This window comes from Hymenobacter sp. BT730 (assembly GCF_030542105.1).
Classification (GTDB): Bacteria; Bacteroidota; Bacteroidia; order Cytophagales; family Hymenobacteraceae; genus Hymenobacter.
The window spans coordinates 1,095,140-1,108,198 of record NZ_JAUOFB010000001.1; the positions used below are offsets into that span (position 1 = coordinate 1,095,140).

Consider the following 13,059-nt stretch of genomic DNA (forward strand, 5'->3'; position numbering starts at 1 on the left):
ACAATTCACTAAGTAGGCCCTAAGGGACAACGGTTCTAATGTGACGGCAGCCTGGCTGCTTTCCGCCGTGGTCGTTGTTCGCAAGCTTACACTTTCCTTTTTTTATGCGTCACGGTAAAACCATTAACCACCTCGGCCGCACGGCCTCGCACCGCAATGCCATGCTTTCGAACATGGCTTCGTCACTGATCATGTACAAGCGTGTTACCACTACGGTAGCCAAGGCCAAAGCCCTGCGCAAGTTTGTGGAGCCCCTGCTGACCAAAGCGAAGAACGATACCACGCACTCGCGTCGTCTGGTGTTCTCGGTACTGCAAAGCAAAGAGACGCTGAAAGAGCTGTTCGGTGAGGTAGCGGCTAAAATTGGCACTCGCCCTGGTGGATACACCCGTATCATCAAGCTAAGCGACACGCGTCTGGGTGACAACGCCGAAATGTGCATCATTGAGCTGGTTGACTACAACGAAGTTCTGCTGGAAGCTAAATCAGCTGGCGAAGCAAAAACGACTACCCGTCGTTCGCGCAGCAAGAAGAAAGCTACCGCTGGCGAAGGTGAGTCTTCGGCTGAAGTAGTAGCGGAGAAGAAACCGGCTGCTAAGAAAGCTACCACGGAAGAGGCGGCAACCGAAGAAGCTCCTAAGGCTGAAGGTGAAGCTCCTGCTACCACGGAAGAAGCTGCTTCGTAATTCAAGCATAAGCTTATACAGAAAAGGGACGTGCCGCGAGGTACGTCCCTTTTTTATTGATGTAATCATTAGCCTTCATTCATCGGCTTAACTTTTACTCAGGATAAGCTCCTTTTAGTAGCACCATAAGGGCAGGAAGGGGAATGGGGTAGGGGCTACTGATTTTCTGTTTGCTTTTTCTAATGCTGACTTTGCATCTGCTGGGGAAACTGCTGGGCTAAAAACTTCAATTGAGTACCTTGCTGCTGCAAAGCTGCGCCTGACAAATTGGGCTTGTGGCTTTGGGTTCTCAGCAATTATCATCAACAAACCCTTTCTCATGAGCATTATCACCGCCATCCACGCCCGCCAGATCTTTGATTCGCGCGGCAACCCGACTGTAGAAGTAGATGTAACTACCGAAACCGGCACGGTGGGACGGGCCGCTGTACCATCGGGTGCCAGCACGGGCAAGCACGAAGCCGTGGAGTTGCGCGACGACGATAAGTCGAAGTACATGGGCAAAGGGGTGCTGCAGGCGGTGGACAACGTGAACAGCAAAATTGCGGAGGAGCTGGTAGGCTTCTCAATATACGAGCAAGGCCTGCTGGACAAGATTATGCTGGAGCTGGATGGCACTCCTAACAAGGGTAACCTAGGTGCTAATGCCATTTTGGGGGTGTCTTTGGCCGTAGCCCGCGCTGCTGCCCAGGATGCCGGCATGCCACTGTACCGCTACGTGGGGGGCGTAAATGCTAACACGCTGCCCGTACCGATGATGAACATCCTGAACGGCGGCTCGCATGCCGATAACAGCATCGACTTTCAGGAGTTCATGATTATGCCCGTAGGTGCTTCGTCTTTCTCCGAAGCGCTGCGCTGGGGTACCGAAATTTTCCACCACCTGAAGAACGTGCTGAAAAAGCAGGGCTTCAGCACCAACGTGGGTGATGAAGGCGGCTTTGCGCCCAATATTAAATCCAACGAAGACGCAATTAAGATTGTACTGCAAGCCATTGAAACGGCTGGCTACAAGCCCGGCGACGACGTGATGATTGCCATGGACGCTGCCGCTTCTGAGTTCTACTCGGATGGGCACTACCACTTCAAGAAGAGCACCGGCGACAAGCTGACCTCTTCGGAAATGGTGAGCTACTGGACCGACTGGACCAAGAAATACCCCATTATCAGCATTGAAGATGGTATGGACGAGGATGACTGGAGTGGCTGGAAGGCTCTCACCAACAGCATTGGCGCCACTACGCAACTGGTAGGCGACGACCTGTTTGTGACCAACGTGAACCGCCTGCAGCGCGGCATTGATGAGCAGATTGCTAATGCTATCCTCATCAAAGTGAACCAGATTGGTACGCTCACCGAGACCATTGATGCCATTAATCTGGGCCGCCGCAATGGCTACAAGAGCATTATGAGCCACCGCTCGGGCGAGACGGAGGACAATACCATTGCCGACCTGGCTGTGGCTTTGAATACCGGCCAGATCAAAACGGGTTCAGCTTCGCGCTCCGACCGGATGGCTAAGTACAACCAGCTGCTACGTATTGAAGAGGAACTGGGCGAAACCGCCTACTTCCCCGGTAAAAAGATGTAGTCAGGTATTGTACCAAATTCTTGAAAAAATAGTAAGCCGCCCTGCAACAGTGGGGCGGCTTTCTGTATCTTTGGGGCTATGCGTCTGCTAGATATCCTAAACCGGGTCCCGCATTTCCTTCGAAGTTTCTATTTCCTGACGGGCCTGGCCTTTCTGGTATGGATGGTTGTATTTGATGCCAACGACCTACTGAAACAATATGAAATGTATCAGAAGTGGCACGAATTGCAGATGGATAAGGAGTATTATCTGAATGAGATTGATAAGGTTAAAAAAGATCGGGCTGAGCTTTTAAGCAGCCCCGAGCTACTGGAGAAATTTGCCCGGGAAAAGTACATTATGAAGCGCCCTGGAGAAGATGTTTTTATTCTGGTACCTCAGGAAGAGGAATAAGACCATGTTCTTTTGCTTTAGTCACCGGTAGGCCCATCTGGTAGCCGCGGCTTAGACTGATATATACCTACTTACTTATTGCCAGCTTACCCTCCCAAATTTTTTCTATGAAGCACAAGTACTCTAGTGCCCATCGGCAGACTGGCTGGTGGATTATGTTTTGCTGGTTAATGGTGGCAGGAATGCTAGTGAGCCAGGGGGCGCAGGCGCAGACCTACTCGATGCCAGTATCTGGTACTAGCTCCATTACTGCCTGCGAGGGTACTCTTTATGATGACGGGGGGCCTTCCAGCAGTCCTAGCTCCAATGCTAACGGCGCTCTGACGATTAACCCTGGGGTTAGTGGTAATAAGATTAAACTGGATTTCACAACCCTCCAGATGTATTACTACGATGAGATTACCGTTTATGATGGTACCTCTACGGGGGCGCCGGTAATTGCGGTGTTCAATAGTAACTCTGGTACGGGAACGGTGTATGCTACCAATAGCACGGGGGCACTCACTGTAAAATACACTTCCAACTATTACAGCTATGGCTATCAGGGTTTCGCTGCTAATATCAGCTGCGTTACCTCAGTGCCGCTTTCTGATCTGTCTATTCAGGGGGCATCGGCTCAGCCTCTTTCTGTAGTGGCAGGCAACTCGATGTATGTAACTTCCTCCATTTATAACATGGGAGGTACTACTGCTACTTCCAGCAATGTAGGCTACTATCTATCGAAGGATAATGCCTTGGATGCGTCCGATGTGCTGTTGGCTACGTCCACGGGGGGGTATCTGGCGGTGAATGCCTCAAGCTACCGCGACCAAAACCTGACCATTCCGCAGAACACTTTGAGTGGTGCTTACTATCTGCTGTTTGTGGCCGATAACCAGAATACGGTGGCTGAGAGCAATGAGCAGAACAACGTTGTCAGCCTGTCGTTGAACGTGGTGCTGCCTTCCATTGACCTGAGCATTTACTCTGCTTATCTATCGGCCTCTTCCGTGATGGCAGGTAATTCCGTTTCAATAAGCGGCTATGTGTCGAATCAGGGCAATGCAGTGATAAATTCTGCTGGGGTAGGTTTTTATCTATCTAAAGATGCTACGTTGGATGGCAGTGACAAGCTGCTGACGAATTCCAACGTGGGCCCCATTTATGCCAAAGATTACGCGTCGTTTTACCCCTATGCCACTATTCCAACTGGTACCGCGCCCGGCAGCTATTATGTACTGGTGGTGGCTGACTATCAAAATCAGCTCACCGAGACCAACGAGCAGAATAACGTTTCCGCGCTGGCTCTGACGGTGGAGGCCCCCAGTATTGACCTGACGATGCTACAGGCGCAGCTGGGTGCAAGTAAAACGACGGCAGGTAGCCAGATAGGTGCCAGCAGCTACATCTATAACCAGGGCAATACGGCGGCCAGCAGCTCTAACGCGGCATTCTATCTGTCATCAGATAACAAGCTGGATGGGCAGGATGTATTATTGGCGGCTATAACCGGCGGTCAACTGGGTGCTTCCCAGTATAACGACCGTAGTAGCACACTCACGATTCCCGCGGCTACCAAAGCCGGTTCATACTACGTTTTGTTTGCAGCCGACTACCAGAATACGGTAGTGGAGACCAATGAGCAGAATAACGTATCTGCTGTGGCTCTTACCATTGAGGACCCTTATGTGGATCTGCTGGCGTATTCCCTATCTGCCTCGCCCTATTCAGTAGTAACCGGCAGTAATGTGCAGCTGTATGGCTATGTGTATAACCAAGGGAATACTACCTCGGCGGCTACCAGCGTAGGCTTCTATTTGTCAAGCAACGCCTCATTTGATGGGAATGACGTGCTACTCGGCAATTCCACGCTAAGCAGCATCAGCGCAACCGCCTACAATAACTACACTACGGTAACTACTAATGTGGCCGTACCAACTGGCACCGCTGTGGGTACCTACTACGTACTCATGGTGGCCGACAATAAGAACAGCATTGCGGAAAAGAATGAGCAGAATAACGTCACCTACACCACTTTATCAGTAGTGCAGCCCAGCGTAGATCTGTACATCTCCGGGGCTGATCTGTCGCGCTACTCGGTAGCGGCCGGCAGCAACTTTACCAGCTCTTTCTACATTGTCAACCAGGGCAATACCTCAGCTTCCACGAGTAACGCACAGGTCTACCTTTCCAGCAATTCCACCTTTGATAGTAACGATGTGCTGCTGGTAACCTCCACCGGAGGTGCGTTGGCCGCGTCTGGCTACTCGTACCGTCAGCCTAGTGCTACGGTACCGGCCAACACTACCCCCGGCAATTATTATGTGCTGCTGGTGGCAGATGCCACCAACCTAGTGAATGAGACCAATGAGCAGAACAACACCACAGCGGTAAGCCAGATTGTTGTAACCGCACCGTTTAGCGGTGTAGTAGTACCTGCTTCCGGCACCAGTACGCTGACTACCTGCAGTGCAGATATTTACGACAATGGTGGCACGGATGGTTATGCATCCAGCTCAAACGGGACCCTGATAATTAAGCCAGCTACGGCCGGCGCCAAGCTACAGCTGGCGTTTTCACAACTGTCGCTTAATTCCTATGCCTACCTGACTGTTTATGATGGGCCAAACACGTCTTACCCGGTGCTGGCTAACTACTCCTACTACAGCACTTCGCCCAGCACCGTGCAGGCTACGAACACCGAAGGAGCGCTAACGCTGGCTTTCAGCAGCAGCTATTACACCGCTGCCGGCTTCCAGGCCAAAGTAACCTGCATTTTACCTGCCGACCTTACAGTTTCGGGCGCCACGCTGCAAACCAGCAGCACCACGCCGGGCTCTACGCTTACGGCATCGGCCACGATTACCAATGCTGGCCAGGGCAATGCTACCTATAGCAACCTGGGTTACTACCTTTCTACAGACCAGAACTTCAGCGTAAACGACGTGCCCTTGGCTACAGTTAGTGGGGGCACTTTGAACGCCGGCAGCAGCGCCACCCGTGCTGGTACATTGTCTATTCCCGCCGGTACCAGCTATGGTTCTTACTACGTTTTGTGCGTTGCCGACCCCGATAAGCAGGAGCCGGAATCAAACGAAAACAACAACGTAGCGGTAACTACCCTGAGAATAGGCGATGCTCAGCCGAACCTGATGCTTTCTTCGGCCACGTTGCAGTCCACCTCGGTCGTGAGTGGCGGCAGCGTTACCAGCAGCGTAGTAGTAAAGAATGATGGCTCCGCCGCGGCAGCATCCAGCACCCTGGGTTATTACCTGTCCACTAATACTACCTGGGAAACCAGTGACGTACTGCTGCAAACCGTAACCGGCGCCTCCCTGGCTGCTTCCGGTACGGCTACGCGCACCGCTACGCACACCATTCCAACTGGCACCACCGCGGGCAGCTATTATGTGTTGTTTGTGGCTGATCCAGCTTCAGCTGTAACAGAAAACAGCGAAACCGACAACGTGGCTGCGGTGGCTCTCACCGTTAACTCCCCCGCAGTTACCAAGCCTGATCTGGCCTTTGTGGCCGCTTCTGGCAGTGTTACACCCGGTAGCGTGGTGGCCGGCAAGAGCATTACGGCCGGTGGCACCATAACCAACCTGGGTACGAGCGCCGCAACCAGTGTTCCGCTTACGTTGTATCTCTCGGCTGATAATAAGCTGGATGCAGCTGACGTGAAACTGGGTACCGGCACCGGAGCCTCTTTAACCAATGGCGTGACGCGTGCACAGCAAATTACGGCCACTGTGCCGGCTACCACCACAGCCGGTAGCTATTATGTGTTGTTGATGCTGGATGCAGAGACGGTTTTATCAGAAACCAGCCGAACCAACAATCTATATAGCCTGCCGCTCACGGTTACGGTAGCCACCGCTCAGCGTGAGCAAACGGCCGGCCTGACGATTAACGTATACCCGAACCCTACGCATTCTGCTCCCATTACCGTACATATGGATGGCGTGAGCACCACTAAGGGCGCAGCTACACTTACTCTGTATAACAGTTTGGGACAGCAGGTAGCGCAGCAAGTAGTACGTCGCCCCGGCGGCGGTGCTAAAGCGGAGTTCGAGGCCCATCAGCTAGCGCAGGGTGTTTATATGCTGCACATTACTGGTGAGCAGCTGCACGTAGTACGCCGCGTGGTGGTCGATTAACTTTCGAGTAATACCATCCGCATCGGCGGCACTTGGGTAGGCGTAAGCCACCGGAGTGCCGCCGATTTATTTAAAAGCTAAATGAGTACTTCTGAAGCGGTTTGTGTTAGAAGGAATCCCCTTAAAACCTGCTGATGAGAATTCGCCATTTTCTGCTTTGTATTGGTCTGATGCTCGGTTCAACCGGGGCTGCAGTGGCCGGCCCACCCTCCCAGATGCAGGTGGCGCGGCAGTTTTTGCTGGCCGTGCTAAGAGCAGATTATACTGCGGCCTATGGTTTATTGGCCCCGGAGGTAACCCAGGCCGTTTCACGCACGCAGTTTCAGGCAGCAGCCCGTTCTCTGCAGCAGGCAGGCCAGCAGTATCAGCCTGCCTTTGAGCTGTACAAGTTCGGTCTGCGCCTGGGCGAAGGCGACGATGTGCGACGCTTTTATGCATTTACCTTTAAAGCCGATACACTGAACGCCGCACCACACGTCCAATTGGATGTAACGTTTCGGGATTCAGCAGCTACCCGAGTATTGTTTTTTGGGTTGATGCCGATAAAGCAGCCTGCGCCTGTACCAGCTGCAAGGCACTAGCCCGGAAGGGAAATTTTTCCGAGCGACACGGCCGGCACTGCCTGAGAACCCGCTCCAATGATGCGGGCCTCACCGGCCAGGGTTTCGTTGGCCAGCGTAGCAAACAGCACAGCTTCTTTAGCATCAGGCAGGAAACCCAGTTCGGCGGTAGAACAAAGTTGGCAGTGGGGGAGCCGGGCCTGAATGGCTGCTAAGAGGACAGGGTTATGCAATCCACCGCCACTGATATAAATTGGCAATGAGGGTTCTGGACCCAGTTGCTGCCGCACGGCGCGGGCTATTCCTTCTGCGCTCAGAGCTACCAGCGTAGCCAGAACATGAATAGGGGCGAGATGCTGCGTATGACTACGCTCCTGTGCGGCCTGCAGGTAAGCCAGGCTGAATAGCTCAGGGCCGGTGGTTTTGGGCAACGAAGCCTGAAAGAAGGGATGTTTCAGCAATTCCGATAAGAGCTCCTGCTGCACCGTACCCTGTGCCGCCAGTGCGCCATGTTCATCGTAGCTACGGCCGGGGTAGTGCTGCCGCACTATAGCATCCAGCAAGGTGTTCGCCGGGCCAGTGTCGGTGCTGAACACGGCAGTGGCATCAAGCGAGCCGGGTAAATAAGTGAAGTTGGCAATGCCACCCAGGTTTAGCAGCAGCCGGTCTTCGCCGGGTTGGGAGAAGAGCAGATAGTCACCGTACACGGCTAGGGGGGCTCCTTCGCCTCCCGCGGCCACATGCTTCTGCCGAAAATCACTGATTGTCAGAATGCCCGTGCGCACCGCCAGGTGGTCGGCGTCGCCGAGCTGCAGGGTAGCGTTGGGCCACTTCAAAAGCTGATGTTGGTGCCGTGGAGCATGGAATACGGTTTGGCCGTGGCTGGCAATCAGGTCTACCTCTTCTGGGGGGACCTGCCAGCGTTGCAGGCATTGCAGCACCAGTTCACCATGCAGATTGCCTAGCCAGGCGTGTAGGAGCGTGAGATGCTGCAAATTGACCTGCTGCCGGGCAAACACCTGCTGAATGCGCTGGCGGGTATCAGCCGAGTACGGCACTGTAGCAAACTGCTCCACCACTACCTGCGTAGCGGGCCCAGTACCGGTAAAACGGCATAGCGCTACATCCAAGCCATCCAACGAAGTACCCGACATCAGCCCCACAATGCGCCTGGATGGTTGCTGGGCCAGGCGACAGAGATGAGCAAGCTGGGTGTTCATGCAGAATGGTGGGAAGTGTAGATAAAAGTTGTCATGCAGAGCGGAAGAAGCATTTTCTTCCGCTCTACATGACAAAGTAGAGAAAACTCATTACTCAATCTTCTTACCCGCCATGGCCTGCTTGATGGAGATATTCATCACCCGCTCAGCAAAGGGGCGCGTCAATTCCTCCAGCTCGTCTACGGCTTTCAGAATAGTGTCCTTGGTGTTGGTCGCCAGAGATTCCCGCAGCCGCTCGGTGGCGGCGGCTGTCTCGGTAATCTCATCCTCGGTGAGATGGAGGGAGTTTTTCTCCACGAAACGCTCTACCTGATAGAGCATTTGTTCCGCCACGGTGCGGGCCTCAATCACCATGCGCGCCGCCACGTCCTCGCGGGCGTGGGTGAGGGAGTCCATCAGCATTTGCTCCACCTGCTCATCAGTAAGGCCGTATTGGGGCTTGATTTCTACTGCCTGGCGGGTATTGGAGCGCAGTTCAACGGCTTCCACTTTCAGAATGCCATCGGCATTCAGAATGAAGTTGACATCTACTTTGGGCAAGCCGGCGGGCATTGCGGGAATCCCGCGCAAGTCAAATTCGGCCAGCTTACGGTTTTCTTTTACCAAATCCCGCTCGCCCTGATACACGGAGATTTTCAGGTTTACCTGCCCATCCACGCTAGTGGTATACTGGCGGCCGGCTTTGGTGGGAATTTTAGAGTTGCGGGGAATGATGGGGTCCATCAGGCCGCCCAGCGTTTCAATGCCGAGGGTAAGCGGCGTGACGTCCAGCAGCAACACGTCGCGGCGGTTGCCGGCCAGAATATCAGCCTGAATAGCAGCTCCCAGCGCCACTACCTCGTCGGGGTTCAAGGTGTTGTTGGCCGGCTGCTGGAAGAACTCGGAAACGGAATCATACACCAATGGCACCCGGGTAGAGCCGCCAACCAGCAGCACCGCGTCAAGGTCCTGGGGCGTCAGCTTAGCATCAGCCAGGGCCTGACGGCAGGAAGTAATCGTGCGCTCCACCAATGGGCGAATCAACTCATTGAACTCGGTCCTGGTGAGGCGCAGAACCAAGTTCTCGGTGAAATTGGCCCCGAAGTCATCGTCCTTGCTGAGGTAGCGCTTTGCCGCTTCGGCCAGCAGGCGCAACTCCTGCTGCAGGGGCACATTGTTGGCCAGCAGGCTGTTGAGATTGTGCTGGGCCGTCCAGTGGTTGATGATGGCCCGGTCCAGGTCGTCGCCACCCAGGTAGGTGTCGCCGTTGGTGCTGAGAACTTCAAAAATGCCCTGCTGAATGCGTAGGATGCTGACATCAAAGGTGCCACCCCCCAGGTCGTAAACCGCCACGGTTTTTTCTTCATCAGGCGAAAGGCCGATGCCGTAGGCCAATGCGGCCGCCGTGGGCTCGTTTACAATACGCAGCACTTCCAGCCCAGCCAGGCGGCCAGCGTCGCGGGTAGCCTGGCGCTGAGAATCGTTGAAGTAGGCGGGAACAGTGATGACGGCTTTGTTCACGGGCGTTTTCAGCGCGTGCTCAGCCCGGGCCCGCAGCTCTTTCAGAATCTCGGCCGACAGCTCAATAGGCGAGTAGAACCGGTCGCCCACCCGGATTTTCACCATGCCTTCAGAGTTGTCATCAATCACCTTATAGCCCAGGTCCTGTGCATGTTCTCCCAAGTCGCGGTATGACTTGCCCAGCAGGCGCTTCACCGAGTAAATGGTGTTTTGCGGATCAGTAAGCAAGTATTCCTTGGCCTCGGTGCCCACAATAGGCGTTTCCCCGCCTTGGGGGAAGTACACCACAGAAGGGACGATGGTGCCCCGGCCCAGATCATTGATGGCCACCGGCTGGCGGGTTTCCGGGTGAATGTAGGCTACCAGCGAGTTGGTGGTGCCCAAATCAATCCCAACGATAATTTCTTCCTGCTGCAGGCTCCCGGTGGAGAGGTTAATTGCGACTTTAGCCATAAGGTGCGACGCGCCCAAACCGGGCGCAAGCGAAACGGGGGTGAAAAATCAGGTAGCTGATAAACCGCTTCGGGGCCACAAAAGTAACGAAGAAATAAGCGGCATGCCCGGGTGCCAGTAGGAAATGGTGAGGATGGGAATAACCAAATTATGTATAGAAATAAGCCAGTATACACAATCCGCTATTTCATAGGGTTACGTACATACTTTATCCTCGCATATCTATATAACTGGCTCTTCCTGAGGTTGTAAATCTCTAAAGTCTTTGGTGTGTTACCCGTGTTTTCTGGGTAGCGCTACTCTTGCTTGTTCCGGTCGGTGTTTGCTGCTTTTCTATCTGAATAGCCGACGGATGATGTTTTTCTTTTTCTCCTTCTAACCCTACTGTAGTTATGAACAAGATTACTCGTCCGATTTTTTCATTTGCCTTACTAGCGGCCGGGGCGGTAAGCCTGGCAGTATGGAGTGGGCAAACGACCACGCTGGAAGCATCCAGCCACCGGGAAGCACCACTGATTGCCGATGACCCCTTGGCGGACAACACGGATTTATACGCCTTCCGGAGTCCTAACGCGCCCGAAACGGTTACTATAATTGCCAACTACATTCCGTTAGAGCTTCCGCAGGGTGGGCCAAACTATAACACATTTGGAGAGAATGTGCGCTACGAGATTCACATCAAGAACAAAACCACAACCACGGGCGACGACATTACCTACCGGTTCACCTTCACCCGCACAAACGAAGACCCAACTACTTTCTTCAATATTCGACTGGGCAAGCAAAATCTCAAAACCACCTATAAGTGTGAGATGAGCAAAGGCGGTGCCGCGTTTACTACGGTGGTAGCAGCAGGTGTAGTGCCGCCCACCAACATTGGGCCGCGCTCCATTGAAAATGCTACCGTAGGTCTGGGTAAACCCTATAATACCTTAATGCAGGATGCCATTGAGGAAGTAGGGGGGACCAAGATTTTCTGCGGCCCGGTAGACGACCCCTTCTTTGCTGACTTAGGGGGAATTTTTGATGTGGGTGGTATTCGGAGCGCCTCCGGTGCCCGCGACGGTCTGGCTCGCAAAAACACCCATGCCATTGTGCTGCAAATTCCTATTAAAGACTTGCAGAAGGATGGTAAAGCAGCAACTGAGGCCAAGAATATTCTGGATTCAGACTTCATCATTGGCGTATGGGCTTCGGCCAGCCGACCCAAGCTGCGCACCCTAAACGCTGATGGCACGCAAACACACTCCGGCGACTGGGTGCAGGTATCGCGCCTGGGTATGCCGCTGACCAACGAAGTCATTCAGCCCATTGGCCAGAAAGACCATTGGAACGCGCTGACTCCTTATAATGAGGAAAAAGCAACGGAAGAAAACCTGGTAAACCCCGAGCTGGCGCTGTACATGGATGACAGCCAGTTTGGGGGCGCGGTGCCCGGCCTGAGCGCCCTGCGTATCCAAACTTCCTCTTTGCAGTCATTTGACTTCCGGAACACGAAAAATGGGGTTTCCGGCCTGCTGGGCAATGCCGCTACGGCTAATACAGCCTTTGCGAAGGCCGCGGATGGCGGCTTTGGCGAATACCTGCTGCGTGCGGGCAAACCCCGCTCGGTAGATATCCTGCCTATCTTCCATACCGGTGTGCCCAATCTGCCTCCATATCAGTTGGCCACCGGGAAACCTGCTCGCAGCCCCCTTTCCCCCGGCAAGCCGTTTATCAACAACTTCCTTCCTAACACGGGTACCAACACCACGGGTGGCGATATGCTGCGGTTGAATATGGCGGTGCCTGTTACGGCGCGTAACTCAGCCGATTTCAGCTCAGAAGGATTGCTGTCGGCCGCAGTGCTGGGGCTTACTGATGCCCGCTTCAACAAAGACCTTTCCTTGCAGAGTATTCCGAACATGGACGGCTTCCCGAATGGCCGCCGCCTGGAAGATGATGTGGTACGTATTGAGCTGCAGGCAGTTGGAGGCGTTGCGCTGGCCGCTATTGGTCTGTTCTATGATGACTACACGGCTACGGCAACCAACCCGGTAACGCCGGATCTGTTGAGCGTGCTGGGCTTCACCACGGGTGTCGAAAAAAATGACACTACTTTCAAAACAGCCTATCCCTACCTGCAAACGCCATGGCGTGGTACTTCCGTGAGTAGCGACGTAGTAACCGCTCTTTTGCCGCGTAGCCCAGGGTTAAATATGCAGACCCCCCTCATGGCTCTGGCCCAGAACTATCCAAATCCCTTCAGCGGCCAAACTACGTTCCTCTACAAAGTAACCGTGAAAGCCCCCGTAACGCTGTATATCAGTGACCTGGCAGGGCGGCGTGTGGCTACTCTGTTGAAAGAAGAAGTGCGCAAACCCGGCACCTATGAACTGAAATGGAATGCTTCCTCGCTGAAGAAGGGCCTATACATTGCTACCATGTCTTCAGGCGGAGAAGTAATTCAATCGGTGAAGCTGTTGCACACGCGCTAAGCGAGGTAGGCTCAGCCACATATTCATATTGCCAAAAGCT

At 53.8% G+C, this 13,059-nt stretch carries 8 protein-coding genes; 6 read left to right on the forward strand and 2 right to left on the reverse strand.

From position 1 onward, the window contains the following. The first annotated feature begins 104 nt into the window (after window positions 1-104). From rplQ to Q4G72_RS04790, 5 genes are all read left to right on the forward strand, one after another. Window positions 105-686 carry a 50S ribosomal protein L17 gene (gene rplQ / locus Q4G72_RS04770; protein WP_303310262.1) on the forward strand — a complete coding sequence of 194 codons (582 nt, stop codon included), beginning with the start codon at window positions 105-107 and terminating at the stop codon, window positions 684-686. Window positions 687-1,005: 319 nt separating this feature from the next. Then, window positions 1,006-2,277: a phosphopyruvate hydratase gene (gene eno / locus Q4G72_RS04775; RefSeq protein ID WP_044515392.1), complete on the forward strand. Its 1,272-nt coding sequence runs from the start codon at window positions 1,006-1,008 to the stop codon at window positions 2,275-2,277. A gap of 78 nt (window positions 2,278-2,355) precedes the next feature. Continuing rightward, a complete protein-coding gene (locus tag Q4G72_RS04780; RefSeq protein WP_303310263.1) occupies window positions 2,356-2,670 on the forward strand; it encodes an FtsB family cell division protein in 315 nt (104 codons plus the stop codon). Window positions 2,671-2,777: 107 nt separating this feature from the next. Further along, a complete protein-coding gene (locus tag Q4G72_RS04785; RefSeq protein WP_303310264.1) occupies window positions 2,778-6,809 on the forward strand; it encodes a CARDB domain-containing protein in 4,032 nt (1,343 codons plus the stop codon). A 134-nt stretch (window positions 6,810-6,943) separates the two neighbouring features. Then, complete coding sequence (locus tag Q4G72_RS04790) at window positions 6,944-7,390, forward strand: hypothetical protein (RefSeq protein WP_303310265.1); 447 nt, start codon at window positions 6,944-6,946, stop codon at window positions 7,388-7,390. Here the strand turns inward: Q4G72_RS04790 and Q4G72_RS04795 are convergent. Together Q4G72_RS04795 and hscA are read right to left on the reverse strand one after the other, a co-directional pair. Continuing rightward, window positions 7,387-8,589, reverse strand: a complete 1,203-nt coding sequence (locus Q4G72_RS04795) for an anhydro-N-acetylmuramic acid kinase (RefSeq protein WP_303310266.1) — start codon at window positions 8,587-8,589, stop codon at window positions 7,387-7,389. The two genes, Q4G72_RS04790 and Q4G72_RS04795, sit on opposite strands and share 4 nt — an antisense overlap. Window positions 8,590-8,679: 90 nt before the next feature. Continuing rightward, window positions 8,680-10,542 (reverse strand): Fe-S protein assembly chaperone HscA, encoded by a 1,863-nt coding sequence (gene hscA, locus Q4G72_RS04800; protein ID WP_303310267.1) that lies wholly within the window; start codon window positions 10,540-10,542, stop codon window positions 8,680-8,682. A gap of 392 nt (window positions 10,543-10,934) precedes the next feature. On the opposite strand from hscA, the gene Q4G72_RS04805 reads away from it, so the two are divergent. Then, window positions 10,935-13,019, forward strand: coding sequence for a DUF4331 family protein (locus tag Q4G72_RS04805; RefSeq protein WP_303310268.1), 2,085 nt, complete (start codon window positions 10,935-10,937; stop codon window positions 13,017-13,019). The last annotated feature ends 40 nt before the right edge of the window (window positions 13,020-13,059 follow it).